General features: G+C 71.7%; 23 protein-coding genes and 1 tRNA gene. 14 read left to right on the forward strand and 10 right to left on the reverse strand.

Annotated features, from left to right (window positions below):
* Positions 1 to 282: hypothetical protein (locus VET29_RS32035; protein ID WP_324927665.1), on the reverse strand; the 282-nt coding region annotated here is incomplete at its 3' end.
* A 280-nt stretch (positions 283 to 562) separates the two neighbouring features.
* On the opposite strand from VET29_RS32035, the gene VET29_RS32040 reads away from it, so the two are divergent.
* Positions 563 to 2,143 (forward strand): amidase, encoded by a 1,581-nt coding sequence (locus tag VET29_RS32040; RefSeq protein ID WP_414636674.1) that lies wholly within the window; start codon positions 563 to 565, stop codon positions 2,141 to 2,143.
* Here VET29_RS32040 and VET29_RS32045 read toward each other — a convergent pair.
* On the reverse strand, positions 2,107 to 2,313 hold the full coding sequence (locus VET29_RS32045; protein WP_324927667.1) for a hypothetical protein: 207 nt from the start codon (positions 2,311 to 2,313) through the stop codon (positions 2,107 to 2,109). The two genes, VET29_RS32040 and VET29_RS32045, sit on opposite strands and share 37 nt — an antisense overlap.
* 246 nt (positions 2,314 to 2,559) lie before the next feature.
* On the opposite strand from VET29_RS32045, the gene VET29_RS32050 reads away from it, so the two are divergent.
* The 5 genes from VET29_RS32050 (at position 2,560) to VET29_RS32070 (ending at position 6,430) form a co-directional block, all read left to right on the forward strand.
* On the forward strand, positions 2,560 to 2,787 hold the full coding sequence (locus VET29_RS32050; RefSeq protein WP_324927669.1) for a DUF397 domain-containing protein: 228 nt from the start codon (positions 2,560 to 2,562) through the stop codon (positions 2,785 to 2,787).
* A gap of 114 nt (positions 2,788 to 2,901) precedes the next feature.
* Positions 2,902 to 3,759 carry a helix-turn-helix transcriptional regulator gene (locus tag VET29_RS32055; protein WP_324927777.1) on the forward strand — a complete coding sequence of 286 codons (858 nt, stop codon included), beginning with the start codon at positions 2,902 to 2,904 and terminating at the stop codon, positions 3,757 to 3,759.
* A gap of 23 nt (positions 3,760 to 3,782) precedes the next feature.
* Positions 3,783 to 4,655, forward strand: coding sequence for an SAM-dependent methyltransferase (locus VET29_RS32060; RefSeq protein ID WP_324927671.1), 873 nt, complete (start codon positions 3,783 to 3,785; stop codon positions 4,653 to 4,655).
* 87 nt (positions 4,656 to 4,742) lie between these two features.
* Positions 4,743 to 5,579: an SAM-dependent methyltransferase gene (locus VET29_RS32065; RefSeq protein ID WP_324927673.1), complete on the forward strand. Its 837-nt coding sequence runs from the start codon at positions 4,743 to 4,745 to the stop codon at positions 5,577 to 5,579.
* A complete protein-coding gene (locus tag VET29_RS32070; protein WP_324927675.1) occupies positions 5,579 to 6,430 on the forward strand; it encodes an oxygenase MpaB family protein in 852 nt (283 codons plus the stop codon). Before VET29_RS32065 ends, VET29_RS32070 begins: the two co-directional genes overlap by 1 nt.
* Positions 6,431 to 6,526: 96 nt before the next feature.
* On the opposite strand, the gene ligA is transcribed toward VET29_RS32070, so the two are convergent.
* Together ligA and VET29_RS32080 are read right to left on the reverse strand one after the other, a co-directional pair.
* Complete coding sequence (gene ligA / locus VET29_RS32075) at positions 6,527 to 8,512, reverse strand: NAD-dependent DNA ligase LigA (RefSeq protein ID WP_324927677.1); 1,986 nt, start codon at positions 8,510 to 8,512, stop codon at positions 6,527 to 6,529.
* A 40-nt stretch (positions 8,513 to 8,552) separates the two neighbouring features.
* On the reverse strand, positions 8,553 to 9,617 hold the full coding sequence (locus VET29_RS32080; protein WP_324927679.1) for a cobalamin-independent methionine synthase II family protein: 1,065 nt from the start codon (positions 9,615 to 9,617) through the stop codon (positions 8,553 to 8,555).
* A gap of 112 nt (positions 9,618 to 9,729) precedes the next feature.
* On the opposite strand from VET29_RS32080, the gene VET29_RS32085 reads away from it, so the two are divergent.
* The 5 genes from VET29_RS32085 (at position 9,730) to VET29_RS32105 (ending at position 12,796) form a co-directional block, all read left to right on the forward strand.
* Complete coding sequence (locus tag VET29_RS32085; protein WP_324927681.1) at positions 9,730 to 10,200, forward strand: helix-turn-helix domain-containing protein; 471 nt, start codon at positions 9,730 to 9,732, stop codon at positions 10,198 to 10,200.
* A gap of 77 nt (positions 10,201 to 10,277) precedes the next feature.
* Positions 10,278 to 11,486 (forward strand): ABC transporter ATP-binding protein, encoded by a 1,209-nt coding sequence (locus VET29_RS32090; protein WP_324927683.1) that lies wholly within the window; start codon positions 10,278 to 10,280, stop codon positions 11,484 to 11,486.
* The gene (locus VET29_RS32095; protein WP_324927686.1) at positions 11,375 to 12,043 is read left to right on the forward strand and encodes an ABC transporter ATP-binding protein; all 669 of its coding nucleotides are present in this window, start codon (positions 11,375 to 11,377) and stop codon (positions 12,041 to 12,043) included. Before VET29_RS32090 ends, VET29_RS32095 begins: the two co-directional genes overlap by 112 nt.
* 16 nt (positions 12,044 to 12,059) lie before the next feature.
* Positions 12,060 to 12,494, forward strand: a complete 435-nt coding sequence (locus tag VET29_RS32100; RefSeq protein ID WP_324927688.1) for a MarR family winged helix-turn-helix transcriptional regulator — start codon at positions 12,060 to 12,062, stop codon at positions 12,492 to 12,494.
* 59 nt (positions 12,495 to 12,553) lie between these two features.
* Positions 12,554 to 12,796 carry a hypothetical protein gene (locus tag VET29_RS32105; RefSeq protein ID WP_324927691.1) on the forward strand — a complete coding sequence of 81 codons (243 nt, stop codon included), beginning with the start codon at positions 12,554 to 12,556 and terminating at the stop codon, positions 12,794 to 12,796.
* Between the two features lie 35 nt (positions 12,797 to 12,831).
* Here VET29_RS32105 and VET29_RS32110 read toward each other — a convergent pair whose 3' ends face one another.
* The gene (locus tag VET29_RS32110; RefSeq protein WP_324927693.1) at positions 12,832 to 13,203 is read right to left on the reverse strand and encodes a PASTA domain-containing protein; all 372 of its coding nucleotides are present in this window, start codon (positions 13,201 to 13,203) and stop codon (positions 12,832 to 12,834) included.
* Positions 13,204 to 13,249: 46 nt separating this feature from the next.
* A complete protein-coding gene (locus tag VET29_RS32115; RefSeq protein ID WP_324927694.1) occupies positions 13,250 to 14,362 on the reverse strand; it encodes a low temperature requirement protein A in 1,113 nt (370 codons plus the stop codon).
* Between the two features lie 227 nt (positions 14,363 to 14,589).
* Here VET29_RS32115 and VET29_RS32120 point away from each other — a divergent pair, with 227 nt between their 5' ends.
* Positions 14,590 to 16,545: a methyltransferase domain-containing protein gene (locus VET29_RS32120; protein WP_324927696.1), complete on the forward strand. Its 1,956-nt coding sequence runs from the start codon at positions 14,590 to 14,592 to the stop codon at positions 16,543 to 16,545.
* Positions 16,546 to 16,573: 28 nt separating this feature from the next.
* Here VET29_RS32120 and VET29_RS32125 read toward each other — a convergent pair.
* The 4 genes from VET29_RS32125 to VET29_RS32140 all read right to left on the reverse strand — a co-directional run bounded on the left by VET29_RS32125 (position 16,574) and on the right by VET29_RS32140 (position 21,223).
* Positions 16,574 to 16,650 (reverse strand) — tRNA-His (locus VET29_RS32125).
* A 317-nt stretch (positions 16,651 to 16,967) separates the two neighbouring features.
* Positions 16,968 to 18,458: an FAD-dependent oxidoreductase gene (locus VET29_RS32130; RefSeq protein WP_324927698.1), complete on the reverse strand. Its 1,491-nt coding sequence runs from the start codon at positions 18,456 to 18,458 to the stop codon at positions 16,968 to 16,970.
* 137 nt (positions 18,459 to 18,595) lie between these two features.
* Positions 18,596 to 19,054, reverse strand: coding sequence for a roadblock/LC7 domain-containing protein (locus VET29_RS32135; protein WP_324927700.1), 459 nt, complete (start codon positions 19,052 to 19,054; stop codon positions 18,596 to 18,598).
* Between the two features lie 102 nt (positions 19,055 to 19,156).
* Complete coding sequence (locus VET29_RS32140; protein WP_324927702.1) at positions 19,157 to 21,223, reverse strand: ATP-binding protein; 2,067 nt, start codon at positions 21,221 to 21,223, stop codon at positions 19,157 to 19,159.
* Between the two features lie 129 nt (positions 21,224 to 21,352).
* Between VET29_RS32140 and VET29_RS32145 the strand changes: the two genes are divergently transcribed.
* Positions 21,353 to 22,456 carry a sensor histidine kinase gene (locus VET29_RS32145; protein WP_414636675.1) on the forward strand — a complete coding sequence of 368 codons (1,104 nt, stop codon included), beginning with the start codon at positions 21,353 to 21,355 and terminating at the stop codon, positions 22,454 to 22,456.
* A complete protein-coding gene (locus tag VET29_RS32150; protein ID WP_324927706.1) occupies positions 22,453 to 23,121 on the forward strand; it encodes a response regulator transcription factor in 669 nt (222 codons plus the stop codon). Before VET29_RS32145 ends, VET29_RS32150 begins: the two co-directional genes overlap by 4 nt.
* The last annotated feature ends 18 nt before the right edge of the window (positions 23,122 to 23,139 follow it).

A 23,139-nucleotide genomic window follows, 5' to 3' on the forward strand; every position in this document is an offset into this window, starting at 1 on the left:
GGTGGCCGGCGTGGTGGTGGCCGGCGTGGTGGTGGCCGGCGTGGTGGTGGCCGGCGTGGTGGTGGCCGGCGCGGCCGAGGCGGGACCGGCGGGCGCCGGCACGGGATCCGGGCCGAGGTGCAGACCGCCACCGAGTTGGCGTGCGACCGTCGTGCCCCCGGCGGGAGCCGGGACCGGACCCGTCGGGCCGAGGTCGGCGAGCGACCGGTTGCCCAGTGCCCGGTACAGGCCCCGCACGGGGTCCGGTGCGGGGCCGCGCACGGGTTCGAGATCGGGTGCCACCGCCCCCTCCCGCTCAGCGGCATGTGTAACACCGAAAAACGCCATGTCCTGCCTTCCCGCCAGTGACCCCCCGGGGGGGTATCGAGACACGCCGGCGCCATATAAGGGCTCGTTACGCAGGTGTGACCATGCCCGCCTTTCGTCCACAATGGACCGTATGGCGTGGTTCAGGCCTGCCGCGACGGGAGTCGGCAAGCTCGCCCGGCCGGGACCGGTCAGGCCATCAGCTGGGCAGGAATCCTGCGAATGGGGCTAGCTTTGCGCTCTCCGGTGGAGTGGCATGGCTGGCATGCCTCGAATGCGTCTGCCGGTCGCCGTCGTCGCTCTCGTCGTGCTCGCCGTGCTGCCCGAGGCGGCCACCGCGGAGGATGACCACGCCGGTGGACCGCTCGGGTTCGACCTCAACGCGGCCACCATTCCCGACCTGCAACAGCGGATGGCTCACGGGCGCCTCACCTCCGTCGAGCTGACCACCGCCTACCTGCACCGGGCCGAGTCGGTCGAGCCGAAGGTGCACTCGATCGTCGCCGTCAACGGGCACGCGCTCGCCGAGGCCGCGGCCAGCGACGCACGCCGGCGCGCGGGACACCTGCGTGGACCGCTCGACGGCATTCCGGTGCTGCTCAAGGACAACATCGACACCCGCGACCTGCCCACCACCGCGGGTTCGCGGGTGTTCCACGGCAGCCGCCCCCAGGCCGACGCTCACCTCGTCGCCCGGCTTCGCCGGGCCGGGGCCGTGGTCCTCGGCAAGACCAACCTCTCCGAGTGGGCCAACTTCCGCTCCACCCACTCCACCTCCGGCTGGTCGGGTGTCGGTGGTCAGACCAACAACCCCTACGTACTGGACCGCAACCCCTGCGGCTCCTCCTCCGGCTCCGGGGCCGCCATCGCCGCCTCGCTCGCCCAGGTCGCAGTCGGCACCGAGACCGACGGCTCCATCGTCTGCCCGGCCGGCGCCAACGACATCGTCGGGCACAAGCCGACGCTCGGGCTCGTCAGCCGGACCGGTGTCGTCCCGATCTCGGCCGAGCAGGACACCGCGGGGCCCATGACCCGCCACGTGGTCGACGCGGCCATCACCCTGTCTGTGCTGCAGGGACGCGACCCCGCCGATCCGGCGACCCGGAATATTCCCGCCGGCCAACCCACGGACTACGCAGCCCTGCTGCGGCCGGGTGCCTTGCGCGGCAAGCGGATCGGTGTCTGGCGGCTGTCCGGCGTCGACGCCGGCGTCGACCGGGTGGTCGGCGAGTCGGTCGCCGTGCTGACGGCCCGGGGCGCCACCGTCGTCGACGTCGACCTGCCCTACCAGGACGTGGTCAACGACAACGAGCTGCCCGCGCTGCTCACCGAGTTCCGCCGCGACCTCGGCGGGTACCTCGCCGCCCGGCCCGGCGCCCCGGACACGCTCGCGGACGTGATCGCCTTCAACGAACGGGATCCCGTCGAGCTGTCCAGGTTCGGGCAGGAGCTGTTCGAGCAGGCCGAGGCCGCGCCCGCGCCGACCGACCCCGTCTACCTGGAGCGACGCCGGACCGCCACCGACGCCGCGCGCCGGTCCATCGACGAGACGATGGACCGGCACGACCTCGACGCGATCATGGCGCCGACCAACGGCCCGGCCTGGCGAACCGACTACGCCACCGGCGACGCGTTCGAACTCGGCTCGTCGACACCGGCCGCCGTCGCGGGATATCCCAACGTCTCGGTGCCCGCGGGATACGCCGGCCCGCTACCGATCGGCATCTCGTTCTTCGCCGAACGTTGGGCCGACGCCAAGGTTCTCGCCCTGGCGGCGGCCTTCGAGCGAGCCCATCCGGCCTACCAGCCGCCCGCGTTCATCCCCAGCATCGGCTGAGACCGGCCCGTCAGCACGCACCGCTCGCACGGCATGCCGGCGAACCGCGGCAACCACTGAAGATCACCGGCGACCAGTGCGACACCGCAGCGCGCCCGCACCACGGCGTCGTGCAGCAGGTCTGTCACCAGCGCGAACACGTGCACGACCCGACGGGTCTCGGACGCCATCCCTGGCTTGAGCCGACCGAGGACTATTACCTCCTCGGAATAATCATTCGGTGGCGCGGCGGCTCTGCTCGGGCAGGTCCTCGGCTTCGCGATCAGTTCCCCGTAACCGGCAGGCCCGACATCGACTGTCAGGTGCCCTGCGACGTCTACCACCTCGCGTCACCTCCCCGACTCTTGATTCGAGATTAATCTTGGTGCACGATTAATCCTGCGTCAAGGGGAGAGTTGATCATTGGGGAGTGCGACATGACCATGCACGATGCCTTGCCCGACAACACCTGGAAGACGGCGACCTACTGCGGACCCAACGGCGGCAACTGCGTCGAGGTGAACCTCGGCGGTGCGCCAGGAGTGGTCGGGATCCGCGACACCAAACCGGAAGCGAGCCCGGTCCTGGTCTTCGGCGACGCGAGCTGGGGCGCGTTTCTCGCCGTGACCAGGACCGGCACCGGTCCGACCGCCCGAGGTCTCTAGGTCGGCGATTATTCTGTGGGAGACGCCGGCACGACCGCCTGAACTACTGTGGTGGCGAGGGTGGACTAAGGTGATCCACTCGTTGGCCCCATGAGCGGAGAGCGGGAGACGCCGGTGTCGAGCACGGTGACGTCGCGGCGCAGACAGCTCGGCAACGAGATTCGTCGTGCGCGGCTGGCGGCCGGCATGACCCAGCAGGAAGTCGCCGAGCTTCTCGGCTGCGGGCAAGGGAAGATCAACAAGATCGAGGCGGGGGCCGTCTCGGTCAAGCAGGCCGACCTCAAGCAGATGCTGGATGCCTTCGGGGCCAGCAAGACCGAGGTCGACATGATGACCGAGCTCGCACGCTCCAGCGTGCAGCGCGGCCAGTGGGCCGGGTACCGGTCCGCTGTGCCGCACTGGTTCCGCACGTTCACCGACCTCGAACCCGCCGCCTCGGAGATCCTCAGCTGGCACGGCGAACGCATTCCCGGACCGTTGCAGTCCGAGCACTACATGCTCAAGCAGTTCAGCGAGGCCCGCGCGACCGACGTCACCGCGCTGGTCCGCAACCGGTTGGAGCGCAGGCAGGTCTTCGACCTCAAGCGGCCGCCGTTCTACCGGTTCATCCTCGGTGAGGCCGCGTTCCGCCGGATGCCCGGCGGCCCGAACGCCTCGGTCGCGCTCGACCAGGCCCAGCACCTGCTCGACCTGGAACAGCGCTACCAGCGGACGTTCGTGCACATCCTTCCGTTCGACACGAAACTCTCCTTCGTCCCGAACGACTTCACGATCATGCGGTTCTCCGACGCCACCAAGGACTTCGTCTTCATCGAGCACGCCGCCGGCGGCACCTACATCGACGACGAGGGTGACTTCGAGCTGTTCGTCGACGCGTGGGACCGGCTGCGCGGCGCGGCACTGGAACGCGGCGAGACCGCGGAGTTCCTGGAGAAGATGAGCCAGGAGCTCCGCACCCGGATCCGGGTGTGACAAGCAGGAGGGAAGGACCAGAAGTGACCGACGCCGAGCAGGACGACCCTTTCCCGCCCCAGGGAGTCGACCTCGAGCGCCCCAGCGTGGCCCGCGTGTACGACTGGTACCTGGGCGGCACCGCGAACTGGGCGATCGACCGCGAGTTCGGTGAGCGCGCCGTGTCCATGTTTCCGCTGCTGCGCCAGATCGCGGTCGCCAACCGGCTGTTCCTGCACAAGATGGTGCGACACCTCGTTGGCAAGGGGGTCAGGCAGTTCGTCGACATCGGCGCCGGCGTGCCGACCATGGGCAACACCCACCAGGTCGCCGACGAGGTGGCGCCGGAGTCGAAGGTCGTCTACATCGACAACGAGCCGGTCGCGGTCGCCCACTCCCAGGTGCTGCTGGAGGAGAACGGCGACCCCAACCGGCACGCGGTGATCAACGCCGACCTGCGCAACCCGGACCGCCTGTGGCAGCGGGTCATCGAGACCGGTGTGATCGACATGGACCAGCCGATCGCGCTCATGTTCATCGCCGTGCTGCACGTACTGCAGTTCGACACAGACGGCGTGGACGTCACCCAGCGCGCGTTGGCACGGTACCGGGAGCTGCTGCCCGCCGGCTCGTACCTGGCCATCTCCCACGGCACCGCGGACGGCGTGCCCGACGACATCGCCGAGCAGCTCGCCGAGCTCAAGCGGATGTACGACACGTCGAGCAGCCCGGTGCTCTGGCGCCCGCGGGACGAGATCCGCAAGTACTTCGGCGACTTCGAGCTGCTGTCACCGGGTATGAGCTGGTCCCAGTCCTGGCACCCGGAGGAGGCCGGCCCGAACTCCCCGGTCATCGAGTTCGACCAGCCGAACCAGGCCGTGATCTGGGGCGGGGTGGGCCGCAAACCCCAGCACTAGGCCCCGTCCCGGGAGACACCCCACCGCGCCACCCCCGTACCATCGCCGGGACGCGACCCACACACAGAACTCCGGGGAGGCGGATCGATGGACGCCATGCGGAGCCTGGAAGGCAGTCTGGACCGCCCGTCCGCGGCGCGGGTGTACGACTACTTCCTCGGCGGCACGCGCAACTACGCGATCGACCGGGTGTTCGCGGACAAGGTGCGCGCCGCCCTGCCGATCATCGCCCCGGCGGCCCGTACCTGCCGCCAGTTCCTGGGCCGTGCCGTGCACCACTGCGTCGACGCCGGGATCCGCCAGTTCGTCGACCTCGGGTCCGGACTGCCGACCGAGGGCAACGTGCACGAGGTGGCGGACACGGCGAGCGGCGCGGGCGACACCCGGGTCGTGTACGTCGACAACGAGCCGGTGGCGCTGGCCCACTCCCAGATCCTGCTGGCCGAGACGGCCGATCCGACCCGGCACCACGCCATCGCCGGCGACCTCCTGCGGCCCCGGGAGCTGTGGAAGGAGATCCGGAAGACCGGCCTCGTCACCCCGGACGAGCCGGTCGGGCTGGTGATCAACGCGGTCCTGCACTTCATCGACGACGACCAGGACCCGGCCGGCGCGCTGGACTACTACCGCGCACAGCTGCCACCGGGCTCGATGCTCGTGCTGTCGCACATCACCACGCAGAACCCCGTCGACGACGCGGAACGCGAGGCGATGGACTACGTGGCCGCACAGTACGAGAGCACCACCAACCCGGGGCTGAGCCGCACGGCGGCGCAGTTCGCGCGGTTCTTCGGGGACTGGCCGCTGGAGGAGCCCGGGGTCGTGTACGCGCCCGCGTGGCACCCGGACGACCGCACGCTGTTCGCCGACGATCCGCCGCGCACGCACGTGCTCGCCGGTGTCGCCAGGAAGACCGCCGCCTGATGCTGGGGCGGTACCGGCGCGCGCGGTACATCCAGACCCTGGACCCCGAACGCGACCACGCGGAGATCTGCCGGCTCGTCACCCGCTACGAGTTCCCGTGGGACTATCGCGTGGGTTTCCAGTTCTCCGTCATGACCGACCTGCTCATCCCGTCGATCAGCCACGTGCTGGCCAAGAGCCGCAACTTCGCCGACGAGGGCCAGAAACGCTTCGACGACACGATGTTGGCGGAGTACGAGATCAAGCGGCACGGTCCGGACAGCCCGCACGGGCGGGACACCGTGCGGGTGGTCAACAACATCCACCGCAGCTACCGCATCACCAACGACGAGTTCCTGTACGTCCTGGTGTCCCAGACCCTCTCCCCCATCGACTGGATCGACTCCTACGCCTGGCGGCGGCTGTCCGAGAAGGAGATCGAGGCGCTCGTGCACAGCGCGCGGCGGCAGGGCGAGCTGATGGGGATCAGCGGGATTCCGGAGGACTACGCGGGTTTCCGGCGGCTGCTCGAGAAGACGCGTGCCGAGCACGCCGTGTTCGACCCGGTGAACCGCGAGGTCGCCGACCACATCCTCGCCGTGATCGTCGGCTGGTTCCCCGCGCCGCTGCGGCCGCTCGTCGGCCGGATCGTGCCGTACGCGATCGCCGCGTTCCTGGACCCGCCGCTGCGCACGGTGCTCGGGCTGCCCGCCCCGCGCCGCTGGTTCGTCCAGCTGGTGCGCGGGACCATGCGGGCACGCGGACTGCTGTTCCGGCAGCTGCCACCCCGGCGGGAGAGCCGGCCCTACCTCCCCCGCCCGCGCAGCTACCGCCGAGGGTGGACGATCCAGCACCTCGGCCCCAGCCGCTAGGACCTCTCGACGGCGGCCGGCGGTTTCCGCCAGGTGCTCACCCGGTGGCGCCAGAACTTCCAGAACCGGTTCGGCTTTCGCGACACAGCGCGAGTTCTAGGCTATGCCGGCCGCGATCAGCTGTTGCCAGATCTCGCCCTGGTCGACGACCTGGACTCCCAGTTTCTCGGCTTTGGTCAGCTTGGCGGCGCCGACGTCGGCGCCGGTGATCAGCAGGTCGGTGTTCGCAGAGACCGACGTCGCGGTGGTCGCGCCGGCCTTCTCGCACAGCCGCTGGAAGGTCGGGCGGGGCACCTTCTCACCGGAGCGGGGGTCGTTGATCGCGCCGGTGACCACCACCGTCCTGCCGGCCAGCGGGGCGTCGGACGCCACGACCGGCGGGAGGTCCTCCTCGCGCACGTCCAGCGAGACGCCCCGCGCCCGCAGCCGCGCCAGTTCCGGGCGCAGGCGCGTCAGGTGCTCGATCAGCGACGCGGCCACCTTCGGACCGATGTCCTCCACCGCGACGAGTGCCTCCTCGCCCGCGTCGGCCACCTCCTCCAGTGAGCCGAAACCCGCGCGGCACAAGCGGGTCGCGGTGCCCTCGGACGCCATCGGGATCGCCAGCCCGATGAGCGCCCGGCGCAGGCCGACGGCACGGCTCACGTCGATCGACTCGATCATGCGTGCGGCCGACACCTCACCGATGCGGTCGAACTCCAGCAGCGTCTGCGCGGTCAGCGTGTAGAAGTCCGACGGGTGCTCGAGAATCCCGGCCTCGGCGAGCCGTTCGATCCACACGCCACCGACCGCCTCGATGTCCGCCGCCGCCCGCGACGCCCAGTGGATCAACCGGCGCACGGTCTGGGCGGGACAGGCCACGTTGGTGCAGAACAGTTCGCGGCTGTTGCCCTGCTCCGTGAGATGGTGCGCGCACGACGGGCACGTGCTCGGCGGCACGATCTCCCGCTCCGCACCCGTGCGCCTGGACGCGTCCAGCACCCCGGCCACGAACGGGATCACGTCACCGGCGCGGCGCACCAGCACCGTGTCCCCGATCCTGATGCCGCGGGCCCGGATCACCTCCTGGTTGGCCAGCGTCGCCCTGGTGACCGTGGTGCCGCCCACGAACACCGGCTTCAGGTGGGCGACCGGCGCGATCTTGCCCGTCTTGCCGACGTCCCAGACGACGTCGTCCAGCACGGTCGTCTTCTCCTCGGCCGCGAACTTGTACGCCAGCGCGCCCCGCGGCGACGAGGATCGGGTCCCTGCCGCCGCGAACGCGTCCCGGTTGGCCAGCCGCAGCACGGCGCCGTCCAGGTCGTAGTCCAGGTCGTTCCGCCCGGCCTCGATCGAGGCGATCACCGTCTGCGCGGCGGCCGCGTCGGTGCGGTGCCGCATGTCCGCGACCGTGAACCCGAGCGTCGACAGCGCCTCCGCCAGGTCGCTCCCGGCGCCGTCCGAGGACAGGTCGAAGGCGAAGAACCGCAGGCGCCGCTCGGCGACCGTGGCCGGGTCCTTCGCCCGCAGGGTGCCGGCCGCGGCGCCCCGCGGGTTGATCAGCGGCCGGTCCGGGTGCGCGGCGTTGTAGGCCGCGAACGTCGAGCGCAGCATCACCGCCTCGCCACGCACCTCGACCCGGCCCGGCGCGCCGATCCGCCCCGGGATCCCGTCGGTCAGCGCCCGCACCAGGACGGTCACGTCCTCGCCGGTCGTGCCGTCGCCGCGGGTGACCGCCCGGACGAGCCGGCCGTCCTCGTAGACCAGCGCCAGCGACAGCCCGTCCAGCTTCGGCATCACCACCACCGGCTGGCCGGGGAAGCGGTCGAAGAACGCCACCACCTGCTCGGGGCGGGTCGCCTTCTCCAATGACAGCATCGGCCGCGAGTGGCGGACCGGCGCGTGCAGCACCGCGGGCGCGCCCACCTGGTCGAGCGGGTTCGGGTCAGGCGCCAGGTCAGGGTGCGCCGCGATCAGCCCACGCAGCTCGTCCTCGATCGCGTCGTACTCGGCGTCCGCCACGGTCGGCGCACCCTGGTAGTACGCGTCCCGCAGCGCGACCACCTGGCCGGCGAGCTCCTCAATCCGTTCCCGAGCGTTCACGGCGCACACGTTACCGACCACCACCGACAACCGAGCCGGGTCAGACCCCGAGCGCCGCCGCGGCGAGACGGGTGCCCTCGATGCGGGCCTCGATCTTGGCGAAGGCGGTCTCGCGTGAGGTCGAGACGTCGTCGGCGAACGGGGCGAACCCGCAGTCGTCGCAGGTGCCGAGGCGTTCGACGGGGATGTAACCGGCGGCCTCGACGACCCGGTCGCGCACCTCCTCCGCGGTCTCCACCCTCGGGTCGATCGGGTCGATCACGCCGACGAAGATCCGCTGGTCCGCCCGGGAGTGCTCCTTGACGATGCCGAGCACCCGCGCCCGGTCCGGCTCGCTGGCGAGCTGGAGGTAGAAGGTGCCGGCGTGCAGCCGGAAGAGGTCCGGCAGCAGCTCCGCGTAGTCGACGTCCAGGCTGTGCACCGAGTCCTGGTCGCCGCCGGGACAGGTGTGCACCCCGATCCTGGCGCGTTCCGCCGCGGTGAACCGGTCGAGCACCGTGTTGTTCAGGTCGACGAAGTCCCGTAGCACGCCCTTGGACGGGTCGAGCTTGACCGACAGCCGGCCCTCCGTGAAGTCGAGCTGGACCGAATCCGCTCCCCCGGCCAGGCACTGCCGGATGTCGGCCTCCGCCTGGTCGGCCAGGTCCGCCAGGAACGCCTCGCGCGGGTAGCCGTCGATCCCGTCCGCCGGGTACAGCAGGCTCAGCGCCGACGGCGCGATCACCGGCTGCTTGACCGGCCGGGTGGCGATCTTCCGCGCCGCGGCGAGGTAGGACGCCGCGAACTCGCCGTACCGGAAGGGTCCCGCCGTCAGCCGGGGCAGCTGCCGGGTGTGCCCGTCCGCGAACGGGATGACCACGCCGTCCGGCGCGAGGGCGCCGAGCCCCCGCAGCGGGTAGGTGGCGAAGCTGGGCTTGGTCTGTTCCCCGTCGGTCACCACCGGGGAGCCCAGGGCCTCGAGTCTCTCGATGGTGTCGGTCAGTGCCCGCGTCGCCAGTGCGTCGAGACCGGCCGGGTCCAGTTCCCCCGCGGCGGCCCGCGCCATGCCGTCCAGTAGGTAGTCGGGTCGTGGAATGCTGCCGATCAGCTCGGTGGTGATGGACATCGACGTCCCTCCCGGTAGTCACCCTCTCCTCAACCGTAACCACCTGATCGCGAGGACGGCATCCGCCGAGAGTGGGGTGTCTGACTTGCATCACACAAGTACCATGGTGTCCATGTTGGGTCGGCTGTACGAACGCGAGAACTGCTCGGCGGCACGCGCGCTGGAGCTGGTGGGCGAGCGGTGGAGCCTGCTGATCGTCCGCAACGCCGTCTTCGCCGGGATGACCCGTTTCTCGGAGTTCGAGCGCCGGCTCGGCATCGCGCCGAACATCCTCGCCAAGCGGCTGGAGGGGTTCGTCTCCGCCGGACTGATGAGGCCGCGCCCGACCGGCGACGGGGCCAACGAGTACGTCCTCACCAGGAAGGGACGCGAGCTCGGGAGCGTGATCATGGCCCTGACGGAGTGGGGCGACCGCTGGGAGGCCCCGGACGGCCCACCGATCCTCTTCGAACACGGCGAGTGCGGTGGCGCCGTCCACGTGTCGACCAGCTGCGCGGCATGCGGAGAGTCCCCGGAGATGGCGGACGTCCTCGCGGTACCCGGCCCCGGCGCGACCCCCGAGAGCGAACGGCTACCGCACTAGTAAACACATATTGACCAAATCCGCCACTTTGACAATCCGCTAGCAGCTCACTGAGCGTGATTAGTACGCTCATGTTTATGACTTCACTCGGCGAGGCGAAGCAGGACGCGGACCAGCGCGTGCCGCTGAACCGGATCCTCGCGTTGTTCCGGCCGTACCGGGCGCGGCTCGCGGGACTGCTGGCGCTACTCCTGCTCCAGGCCGGGCTCGGTGTGGCGTCCCCGTTGTTCCTGCGGGAGATCCTGGACACCGCGCTGCCGCGACAGGACACCGTGCTGCTGAGCCTGCTGGCCATGGGGATGCTCGGCTCGGCGCTGAGCAGCGGCGCGCTGAGCGTCGCGACGACCGGGGTGGCCAACACGATCGGCCAGCTGGTCATGAACGACCTGCGCACGTCCGTGTACGGCCACCTGCAGCGGATGCCGCTCTCCTTCTTCACCAGGACGCGGACCGGCGAGGTCCTCTCGCGGGTGTTCAACGACGTCGGCGGCGTGGACAACGTCGTCAACACGACGGTCAGCTCGGTGGCACAGAACGGGTTCACGACGCTGGCCATCGCGGTGACACTGCTGATCCTGGACTGGCAGCTGGCGGTCCTCGGCCTCGTCGTCGTGCCGCTGTTCCTGCTGCTGACGCTGAGGCTCGGCCGCAGGCGCCGGGCGCTGGCCGGCAGCCGGCAACGCATGCTCGCGCGGCTGACCACGCTGGTCGAGGAGTCCCTGTCGGTGGCCGGCATCCTGCTCACCAGGACCACCGGCAACGCGCGGGCGCTGCGGGACCGGTTCGCCGGCGAGTCACGCGAGATCTCCCGTGTCGCGCGGGAGGCGGCGCTCGCCGGGCGGTGGCAGACGGCGTCCCGGCGCAGTGCGCTGACCGCCGTGCCGGCGCTGGTGTACTGGGTCGCCGGCCTGGCGCTGGCCTACGGCGCGAACCCGGCCAGCATCGGCACGATCGTGGCGTTCACCAGCATGTTGAACCGGCTGGTCGGTCCGGCCACCGCCATGCAGTCGGTCGGTCAGGAGTTCGCCGTGTCGACCGCCCTGTTCGCGCGGATCTTCGAGGTGCTGGACCTGCCCGTGGAGATCGACGACCGCCCGGCGCGACGGAGCTGGCGGTTCGGGGTGGGACGGTGCGGCTGGCGGGCGTGTCGTTCCGGTACGAGGACGCGTGGACGTTGCGCGACATCGACCTGGAGATTCCGGCCGGCACGACGACCGCGCTGGTGGGCGCCACCGGGTCCGGGAAGACGACGCTCGCGTACCTGGTGGCGAGGCTGTACGAGGTGACCGAGGGCGCGGTCCTGGTCGACGGCGTCGACATCCGGGACGTCACGCTGGACTCGCTCGCCGCCGCGGTGGGCCTGGTGTCGCAGGAGACGTACCTGTTCCACGCGAGCGTGCGGGAGAACCTGAGCTTCGCCAGGCCGGACGCGACCGACGAGCAGATCGAGGCCGCCGCACGCGCGGCGCACGTGCACGACACCCTCGTCGCGCTGGACGACGGCTACGACACCATCGTCGGTCAGCGCGGCTACCGGTTCTCCGGGGGCGAGCGGCAACGCCTGGCGATCGCCAGGATCCTGCTGCGCAACCCGCCGATCCTGATCCTGGACGAGGCGACGAGCGCGCTGGACAACCGGACGGAACGCTCGGTGCAGGCGGAGCTGGACCGCCTGGCCGCACGCCGCACGACGATCACCATCGCGCACCGGCTGTCGACGGTCGTGAACGCGGACCAGATCGTGGTGCTGGACGCCGGGCGGATCGTCGAGCGCGGGACCCACGAGGAGCTGCTGGTACGGGACGGGCACTATGCCCGGCTGGTCCGGGGCGCGACGACCTGACGGCTAGATTCGGACCATGCGCCCCGAACAGGATCTGGCCGAGCTCTCGCGACTGGTTCGCGAGGGCGTCGGGAGGCTGAACTGGCGGATGCGTGCGGCGCGCGAGCGCGGCGGTCCGAGCCCGCTGGAGCTGGCGGTGCTGAGGCGGCTGCACCGGGCGGGCACGCACACCCCGAAGGCGCTGGCGGAGGCGGAGCGCATCCATCCCCAGTCGCTGACCCGCGTACTGGCGGCGCTGGACCGGGAGGAGCTGGTCACCCGCCGCCGCGACCCGAGCGACGGGCGGCAGATGCTGGTGGAGATCAGCACGACGGGCCTGCGGACGCTGCGCGCGTACAGCGAAGCGCGAGAGCAGTGGCTGGCGGCGGCGATGGCCGAGACCCTGAGCGAGACGGAGCAGGAGCTGCTGGGCCTGGCGGCGAAGCTGATGATGCGGGTGGCCGACTCGTAATCGAACAAGAGTTCGGTATACTGGGGTGAGGTACCGGCACAGCCGGAAGGACATCCCGTATGAAGAGCGACCGAGTGGAGATCGTGGTCGACGCCGGCGACGCGACCCGAACCTACGACGTGGTGGCCACGAGAGCGGGCCGCCGGGTGGAGGTGACGATCGGGCGTGGGGTGGTCGAGGTCGCGGAGGTCACCCGCAACGGCACCCCGGTGCGCACCGCCCGCTTCATGGCCAGCAAGATCCTGGCGCTGGTCGAACACCCGGCGGACGCCCACCCGCTGCCCGACGAACGAGACTCCTGAGCGACCCGAAGCCACGGACCGGTGAACGCGGGCCGTCAGGGGCAGGACTCGCCGGTCTTGACGACGCCGAAGTCGATCTTGGCGGTCATGGTGACCGCCCCGCCTGGCGCGATGTTCTGGGTGCAGACCTTCCAGTTGGCGTCCACCACCTGGTTCCGGCCCTGGCCGGAGAGGTCGTGGGACCTGGTGTAGAAGACCCGGTCGCCGGTCAGCTTCTGGATCTGGTCCTGCGCGTCCTGCAGGTCCTTGCCGACCAGGTCGGGCATCGGCCACTGCCTGGCGGCCGGTGTCGCCGAGCCCGGCGACGACGGATCCGGCGACGGGTTCCGGAACGGCGTGGTCTCGCAGCCGGTCGTCACCGCGGCGACGACGCAGGCGACCGACACGATCGTCGCGATGGTTCGCACCTGGTCCTCCAGTGGGCAGCCGGTCGACCCAGTATGACGGGCGGCGCTAGGCGTGTGCGCTGCGGCGGACTCGGTACAGCTCAACGACATTGAGGACGACCAGCGCGGCGGCCAGCAGCAGGATCGCCGCCGGCGCCGGCAACAGCCAGGCGACCGACAGCAGGGCCAGCACGACGACCGCGGCGACGAGCCTGGTCGTCGACACCAGGTGGAACATCATCCAGCGGGTGTAGCCGAACGTCGCCAGGAACATCGCCGCGCCGCCGTACAGCAGGCCCAGGTACCCCCAACCGAGCCGGTGCGTCGGCTCGGCGACGGTCTCCGCCATGCCGACCGCGATCGCCACGATCGAGCCGATGAACACCACGTGCCCGTACGACAGGACGTGCCGGGTGATGGTCAGCTGCACCGGGGCGACGGTCAGCGCGTGCCGCATGGCGTCGTTCGCGAAGTGGAAGTACACCCACCACAACGCACAGCACAGCAGGAACGCGGCACACGCCGCACACAGTGTCGCCACGCCGACCGGCTCGCCCGAGTTGGCCACCGGCGCGCCGACCGCGACCACCGACTCCCCCAGCGCGATCAGGACGAACAGTCCGAACCGCTCGGTCAGGTGCGCGGCGTCGAAGTGCATGCTGGCGAGCCTGCGCCGCAGCAGCGACGGCATCGCCAGGTCGACCAGGGCGCCGGCCAGCCACAGGATCTCCCGTGCCGGGCCGTCCAGGAACGCACCCACCAGCAGCACGGGTCCGGTGAAGGCGATGCTCACCGAGAACGGCTGGAGGTACCGCAGTTCCCGGCGGAAGACGAACACGCCGTAACCGATGCGCGCGGCCCAGTATGCCCCCGCGAACAGCAGCCCCCGGTTGTCGTACGCCTGCGGCACGGCGAACGCCATCACCAACCCGCACAACGCGACGAAGAAGATCGCGATCCGCTCCGCGGGCTGTTCGAGGTCCCGCCGGTTGGCCTGCATGGTCGTGCCGACCCAGACCCAGTAGATCGGCAGGAACAGCACGACGGTGGCGCCGACACCGTGCCACCCGTGGTCGTGGTGCACGAACGCGGCAAGCTGCGTGATCGCGAACACGAACACCAGGTCGAAGAACAGCTCCGCCCAGCTGACCCGCTTTCCCTCGGCCTCCGGTTCACTCACGCGGTCAGCCTAGACAAGCGGATCTCCGCCCGGCCGCATGCCGGTCCGCCGCGGCGCGGGTCGGCACTCACGGCCCCGAGCGGGCCTCCCGCAGCTCCAGGGAGAAGTGGCCGCGGGCGGAACGCCAAGCGGGCGCCGGAGTTCCCGCCGCGCCGAGCCGCACATGCCGCTGCCCCCGGCGGTCAATGGTTGGATTGGCGTCACCAGTGGCGCGGGGAGGGGGGTCGATGACCGTACTGCTGCCGTTCACCCCGGTCGATGAGCTGGGCTGCCACGTCGACAGCGCGGCCGAACCCAACGGCATCCACCTCGAGGTGCGGGTCGACGGGCACCTCGACGCGGCCCGGCTGCGCGCGGCCGTGCTGGCCTCGCTCGCCGCGCACCCGCTGGCCAGGGCGCTGCGGGTGCGGTGGCGTGGCTGGCACCGGCGGTTCACCTGGGCGATCGCCGACGCGCCTGCGGTGGCGCCGCTCGACGAGGTGCGGTGGCGGACCGAGGACGACCTGGCCGGGCACCGGGCGTCGCTGCTCGCCGCGGCGCCGCCGCTCGACCTGGGTCCGCCGTTGCGGTTCCGGCACGCGGTCGGTCCGGACCAGGACGTGCTGTTCCTCAACGTGCACCACGCGGCCATGGACGGGATGTCGTGCCTGCGCCTGCTGCGCTCGGTCGCCCGCCGCTACGCCGGACTGCCGGACCCGCCCGTCGCCGATCCACTGGCCGTCCGGGCGGTGGCCGGCAGAACCGTGACCGCGCAGCACACCCGGTACCCACGGCAGGCCACCCGGATCGCGGTGGACACCGCCGCCCCGGGGCCCGGCAGCGGTTTCCACCTGACGTCCCTGCCGCTCGGGGTCCGAGACGGACTCACGAAGTCCGCCACCGTCAACGACGTCCTCATCGCCGCGCTCGTGCTGGCGGTCGAGACGTGGAACCGGGAACACGGTCACGACGCCGGGGCGGTCCGGATCACCATGCCGGTCAACGCACGCGCGACGCCCGGCGCCGAGGAACCGTTGGGCAACCTGTCCAGGCTGACCGTGGTCACCGGCATGCCGCCGGCCGAGGGGCGCTCGCCGGACGGGCTGCTGGCCGACATCACCGGACAGACCGCCGCGACCAAACTCGGCGGCGGACCGCAGATCGACGCGGTGAGCCGGTTGTTCGCCACGCCGTGGCTGCCGGTCGCCGTGAAGGCACGGCTGCTGGCGCTGGCCCGGCGGCTGATCCCGGTCGGCGACACCGCCATGCTGTCCAACCTCGGCCGGATCGGCGGACCACTGGACTTCGGTCCCGGCGCGCCGGCCGTCGGAGTGTGGTTCTCCCCGCCGGTCCGGCTGCCCGCCGGCCTGGCCGTCGGCGTGGTCACGCTCGACGGCCGGCTCAACCTGTGCTTCCGCTACCGGCACGCCCTGTTGGACCCGCGGACCGCCGCCCGGTTCGCGGAGACCTTCCGCACCGCGCTCGACTCACTCGACGACCCCCGGCTCGCGACGCTGAGGCCGTCCGGCGCCGACTGTTCACCCGGGACCGAATCCTGGAAAGGCATCCACACCATGATCGACGATCCCGACGCGCACGCCCGTGGGCTGGCCGCCGCGAGCGACAGCCCGACCGGTTGGTTCGAACAGCTCTACAGTCAGGCCGAGCGGGGTGACGCGATCGTCCCGTGGGACCGCGGCACCCCGCATGCCCTGCTGGCCGACTGGGCACGGGACCGCGACGGCACCGGCCAGCGCGCGCTCGTCATCGGCTGCGGCCTCGGCAGGGACTCCGAGTACCTCGCGTCGCTGCGCTACGACACCGTGGCGTTCGACGTCTCCCCCACCGCGGTCGAGTCGACGAGGAACCGCTTCCCCGAGACGGTGGTCGACTACCGGGTGGCGGACCTGCTCGACCCACCCGCCGAATGGCACCACGCCTTCGATCTGGTCGTGGAAAGCCTTACCGTGCAAGCACTTCCGCCCGACCTGCACGATGCGGCCATCGAAAGTGTGACGTCACTCGTCGCACCCGGCGGCACCCTGCTCGTCATCTCGGCCGCCGGCGACGGCGACCCCGCCGCCCAGGGCCCACCGTGGCCACTGACGCGGGCCGAGATCGAGTCCTTCGCGACCGGCGGCCTCACCATCCACGCCATCGACAACGACGAGTCCCGCTGGCGCGCGGAGTTCCGCAGGTCGTGACGGCGGATCGGGTGCCGCGCAACGGAGATGGTGTGGCCGACCGGACTCGCACCGGCTTCGCCTGGATTCACGGTCCAGGGCCTCGTCTACCTCGGCTTCGGCCACAGTCGTCCCGCCAGGGGTTGAACCTGGGACCTTTGTTCCGGCCCGCTGGTTTCTCCGCTATCCCTTTGCCTTTCCTCCGGGAAGGGCGGCCAGGAGCGTGCCGAGGCCCCGCACACCCAACTCGACGAGCCGGGCGCGGGCGAGAATCGCGGCGGTCTCCCCGCGTCGGCGCACGGTGCGCAGGTCGCGCCTGGCCTGCCGCTGGAGGCGTTTGAACTCGCGCTGTGCACTGCCGCGACGACGCTCGGCGTCGTGGCGAACGACGCGGGATGATCAGTCCGAAGTGGACATTGGATTTCTCGATTCCGTCTCGGGGTTCAGGAGGTCCGAACGCCGACGCGCCGGAGGTAGGCCTCGACCGCCGCCACGCGGTCGGTGACGCCCGCGACATACCCGTCCGGGCGGACGAGCACCCACTCGCCCGGTTCGAGGCCGTAGGTGTCGCGGACCTGGCCGTCGGTGTCGCGGAGGTCGCCGCGGGCGGCGCCGATCAGGTGGATGTGCAGGCCGGCCCGCGCCGCGGGCGCCGACTCGCGGTCGGTCTCGTAGCCGAGCAGGGTCCAGTGCGGGCCCTGGAAAAGGCTGAACAGCCGGGTGGGCAGGCCGCCCGCGCCGGTGACGGGTGCGTCCGGGGCGCGGTCGCCGGCCAGCACACCCTTGTTCCGGTCCGGGTCGGCCGCGGCCAGCGACGAGTGCGGGTAGCCGAGGTCGAGCTGGCTGCCCTCGCGGCCGCGGACCATGCGCTCCCGGTCGGTGCGCAGCAGCCGGGCGGACAGCCCGAGGACCTCCTCGGCGACCGGCTTGCGCTCCTCCTCGTACGTGGCGAGCAGGGACTCGTCGGCGCCGCCGAGCACTGCCGCGAGCTTCCAGCCGAGGTTGTAGGCGTCCTGGAGGCTGGTGTTCAGGCCCTGCCCGCCGGTCGGCGGGTGCACGTGTGCGGCGTCGCCGGCCAGGAGGACCCGACCCTGCCGGTAGGTGTCGGCCAGCCGCGCGTTCATGGAGAACACCGACGCCCACGACACGGACGTGATCGTGACGCCGTCGTTGCCGCTGCGCTCACGCAGGAACGCGGTGAGCCCCGCCGCCGACAGGTCGAAGTCCACGTCGAACGGGACCGGCGCCTGCAGCTGGAACATCTCGGTGCCGTACAGCGGGCACATCGACACCTGCGACGGTGTGTCGTCGCCCCACCGGTGCCAGACGTCCGCGCCGAGGCCCTCGGCGTACACGTCGGCCACGATCGCCCGCACGCCGAGTGTCCTGCCCTCGAAGCCGATGCCGAGCCCTTTACGGACGAAGCTCGATCCGCCGTCGGCGCCCACCAGGTAGCCGGCGTGCACGGTCAGCTCGCCGTCCGGGGTCGTCAGTCGGGCGGTGACGCCGTTCTCGTCCTGCGCGAAGCCGGTGATCTCGTGGCCGTAGCGTGGGGCGTGGCCCAGCTCGGCCAGCCGGTCGCGCAGCACGCGTTCGGTCAGGAACTGCGGCACCAGCAACGGGATCTGGTACGGCTCGGACGGCGTCGCCAGCGACAGCTCCACGGTCGGCCGGTCCACCGTGCCGTCCTCGGTGTAGTACCGCTGCGGCGGGTACTCGCCGCCGGCGGCCACGATCCGGTCGATCACGCCGAGGTCCTCGAAGACCTCCTGGCTCCTCGGCTGGATGCCCTTGCCGCGGGACCCGACGAACGGCCGCGACGCCTTGTCGACCAGCACGAACGGCACCTGCCTGCGGGCGAGGTCGATCGCCAGCGTCAGCCCGGCCGCGCCCGCGCCGCCCACCAGCACCCCGGTCTCCAGAACGTCCGCCATGACTCCTCCAGCTCGCTCAATTATGTGCGTATTGCACACGTTATCGAGCAAGCTTCTCGGCGTCAACGGTGCGGGCATGTCAAGGCGATCGAATATGCGTGCAGATTGCACATTCGATCCGCGGTGTGGAACGTCTGCTACGCAGGCACGTCGACGATCTCCGCGCCATGGCGGTCCGCGAGGCCGGCCGGCGCCCGCTCACCGCCGAAGTCACGCGCGGGTGGGGCGAGCATGCGGCCGACCTGGTCGACGAGCAGCGTCATCTCGTAGGCGATCTCGCCGAGGTCGTGGGCGGCGTCGGCGAGCACGGTGAGGCTCGAACCGTCCCCCAGGGACATCACGAGCATCACGCCCGCGTCCATCTCCACGATCGTGTCGTGCACCTCGCCCGCGTCGAAGCAGCGTGCCGCGCAGTCGGTCAGGCTGACCAGACCGCTGGTCAGGGCGGCGAGCTGGGCTCTCCCCTCGGCCGGCAGGCTGTCCGACGCCGCCAGCACCAGGCCGTCGGCGGACACGGCCATGCCGTGCACCACCCCGGGCACCCTGCCGGCGAAGTCGTCGATGAGCCAGCCGTACCTGTCGTCGCTCCCCCGCATCGCGCTCGCACTCCTTTCGACCGGTTCCGGTCCACAGTTACCCGCCGGCCGGCCTCGCGGGTGGTGTTCTGGACGTTTGGTCAACGACGGTGCCCGAATGGCTCAACCCGGCGGTAACCGGTCGAGCGCGGCAAGTGCCTGGTCACGACGGCCGGCCGGCGCCGCGTCGCCGTAGGCGTCCAGTGCGTACCGCACACATTCCCGTGCCAGGGCGTGCTCCCCCGCCGCCAGCCACGCCTCGCCCTCGTTGAGCGCCGCGTCCGCGTCCTGGCCCGCGGCGCCCATGGCCACCAGCACCTCGCGGGTCTCGCGGAACGCCTCCGCCGCGCGCCGCCACTCCCCCTTCGCGAACAGGCAGCGACCGACCTCGACGCGGGTCAGCGTCGCCTGCCACCGCCGCTGCTCCGCGGAGACCTCACCACCGCGGGTGAGCGTGTCCGCGAGCAGGACGCTGTGCACGACGAACGCCTCGTCCCACCGGCCCAGCGCCTGGAAGATCCGGCCCAGCCGGTTGCGCACCGGCACCTGCGCCACCCAGAAGCCGAACTCCCTGGCCAGCGTGCTCGCCTGCCGCACGTGGTCGAGCGCGGCGTCGAGCCGGCCCTGGCGGCGCAGCACCGACGCGAGGTGCGCGTGTGCCCAGGCCTGTTCGAGCCGGTCGTCCGCGACCGCCAGCGCCTGCCGGTGGGTGCCGAGCGCGGCGTCGGGGTCGGCGTCGCAGACGAGCTGGGACCAGCCGAGGAGGTTGAGCAGCCGCGCCTCGTCGCCGCGGTCGCCGAGCGCGCGGGCGGCGGACACGCCGAGGCCGAAGATCTCGGTCCACGGCGGTCCCGTCCACCGGGTGTCGGCGTACCGGTGCAGGGCCTTGGCCAGGTCCACCACCTCGCGGTGCCGGCCGAGGACGGCCGCGTGCCGAAGCGCGGCGACCCAGCTCGACTCCTCCCGCACCAGCCAGTCGGCCGTGTCGTCCCCGGACTCGGGGGCGACCGCCCGGCCGGCCGCCGTCGCGGTGGCGAGCAGGTGGTCGAGGACGGCGTGCGCCGCCTTCTCGTCCTCGTCCGACCGGTTCTCGGTCGCGAAGCCGCGGACCAGGTCGTGGCACCGGTACCGGCCCGGAGCAGGTGTCCGCTGGAGCAGACCGGCGTCCGCCAGCTCGTCGAGACCGTCGGTCCTGCCGGCGGCCGCCTCCGCGAGCTCGGCGCCGAAGTCCACGCCGGGCAGGGCGGCCACCCGCCGCAGCAGCAGCCGCGCGCCCTCGGAGAGTCGGTCGCAGGACAGTTCGAGCACCGCACGCAGGCCCGCGTGCTCGTGGTGCAGCCGGGCGGCAAGGCCGGCGACCGACCAGTGTGGCCGAGCCACGAGCCAGCTGCCCGCGATCCGCACGGCCAGTGGCAGGTTCCCGCACAACGCCACCAGCTCCTCGGCCGCGGCCGGCTCGGCACGGACCCGGCGCGGCCCGGCGATCCTGGCGAGCAGCTCGACCGCGTCGGCGGCGTCGAGCGGGTCCAGCCGCCGTGCCGTCGCCAGACCGTCGAGCGAACGGCGGCAGGTGACCAGGGTCAGGCAGCCCGGCGTGGCCGTGACCAGCGGGCGGACCTGTGCCTCGCCGGCGGCGTCGTCCAGCAGCACCAGGACTTTCCGCCGCGTCAGCATCGTGCGGTACAGGGCCTCCCGGTCCGCCTCCGGCCCCGGGATCCAGGACGCCGGCACGCCCAGCGCCCGCAACAGCCGTTCGAGCGCGGCGCGGGCGGTCAGCGGCCGGTCGCCCGTGCCCCGCAGGTCCACCATGAAGCATCCGTCGGGGAACTCCGGCCGCAACCGGTTCGCGACCGCGACGGCCAAGGTGGTCTTGCCGACGCCCGGTTCGCCGGCCACCACGGTCAGCCGGTCGTCCGCGCGGAACCGCGCGAGGTCCCTGCCCACCAGGTCGGACGGCGCCGGCGGCACCCGCGACGACGTGGTGGCGCGGTGCGCCGCCGGCGGCAGCTCCTCCCGCTCACCCCCGACCAGCTCCACCGCCGAGTGCGGCGCGGCAGGACCACGGCGGCGGAGGGCGTGCACGCTCATCGCGGCGGCCTCGGCCAGGTCCTCCTGAGGCAGTCCCAACGCGCTGCGGTACCGGAGCAGCAGCTCGCCGAACGTGGCCGCGTCGTTCTCCAGGGACTTCATGGCATGGAAGCTAAATGGCCGGGCCGGCCCACGTCGTCGCTCCACGGCGGCAACTTCGTCTACCCCCGTGGGGGTAGACGCAAATACCCCGCGGGGTTCGCGACAGCGCGAGTCCTGCCTGATTACGGTATGCGCGTGACGACGATCAGGAGGCCGGCCGGCGGCGACCTGCTGCTCGCGGGCGTACTGACCGCGATCACCTTCGCGACGATGCACCACGGTCCCGTGCTCGCCTACGTGCTCGCCACGCTCACCGCCGCCCCGGTCGCGCTCCGCCAGGTCGCCCCGGTGTTGACCGTTGCCGTCATCGAGGCCGCCCTCACCGTGCACACGGTGTTGCACTACCGGGAGTTCCCCAACGGCGGCGTCGGTGTCCTCATCGGACTGTTCAGCGTCGCGACGCTGAGGCCCCGGGGCGTCGCCATCGCCGTCGCGGCCGGCACGGTCGTGCTCATGGGCGTGACGTACGGCTCCCTGCCCGGCCCGTTCCGGTGGCCGGACCTGGTCCAGGACACCATGGTGATCGCGTGCGTGTGGGTGCTCGGGGAGAGCACGCGGCGCTGGGGGGAACGCAACCGCCGGCTCGCCGAGGACGCGGCCCGCGCGGCCGGGAACGAACGGGTCCGCATCGCGCGTGAGCTGCACGACGTCGTCGCGCACCACATGTCGGTCATCTCGCTGCAGGCCGGCGTCGCGGGGTACGTGCTCGACACCGACCTGCCGACCGCGCGCTCGGCGATCACCGCCGTCGGCGACTCGACCCGCGAGGCGCTGCTCGAGATGCGCAGGCTGCTGGACGTGCTGCGCGTCGACCCCAGTGGTGAGCCGGACGTCGCGCCGCAACCCGGCCTGGCGCTGCTGGACGAGCTGGCCGACCGCATCCGCGCCGCGGGACTGCCGGTCGAGGTCGTGGTCACCGGCGAGCCGCGACCGCTCCCGTCCGGCACGGACCTGTGCGCGTACCGGATCCTGCAGGAGTCGCTGACCAACACCCTGAAGCACGCCGGTCCGGCCAGCGCCAGGGTGGAGATCGGGTACGGCGAGCGCACCCTCACGCTGCGGGTGAGCGACGACGGCCGGGCCGGCCGGGCGCCGGTCGTGGTGTCGGGGTCGCACGGCATCCGCGGCATGTCCGAGCGTGCTGAACTGTACGGGGGCGTGCTCACCGCCGGCCCTGCCGAGAAGGGTGGTTTCCACGTGGTCGCGCGCCTGCCGATGACGGACCTGCCATGACGATCCGCGTGCTGGTCGCCGACGACCAGGCCCTGATCCGGACCGGGCTCGCCGCGCTGGTGAACGCCGCGCCGGGCCTGGAGATCGCGGGCGAGGCGGCCGACGGGGAGCAGGCGGTGGCGCTGACGGCCCGGACGCGCCCGGACGTCGTGCTCATGGATGTCAAGATGCCGGTGCTGGACGGGATCGCCGCCACCCGGCGGATCCTGGCCGAGCCAGAGCCGCCGCACGTCATCGTGCTGACCACGTTCGACCTGCCGGAGTACATCTACACGGCGCTCGGGGAGGGGGCGTCCGGGTTCCTGCTGAAGGACACGCCGCCGGACCGGATCATCGCGGCCATCCATACGGTCGTGGCGGGGGACATCCTCATCGCGCCCCGGATCACGCAGCAGCTCATCGACACCTACGCCAGCCACCACCGCACGGCCGCGGCCGACGCGCCGACGCTGTCGACGCTGACCGCGCGGGAGACCGAGGTGCTGTGCCTGGTGGGCAACGGCCTGTCGAACGCGCAGATCGCGGCGCGGCTGGTGCTGAGCGAGGCGACGGTGAAGACGCATGTCAAACGGCTCATGGGGAAGCTCCGGCTGACGAGCCGGGCGCAGGCCGTCGTGGTGGCGTACGAGACCGGCCTGGTCGTCCCCGCCAACCGGCGCCGCTAGCATCTGTGCCTCTACCCG

Origin of the sequence: Actinophytocola sp., from assembly GCF_035634895.1 — a bacterium.
Lineage (GTDB): Bacteria > Actinomycetota > Actinomycetes > Mycobacteriales > Pseudonocardiaceae > Actinophytocola.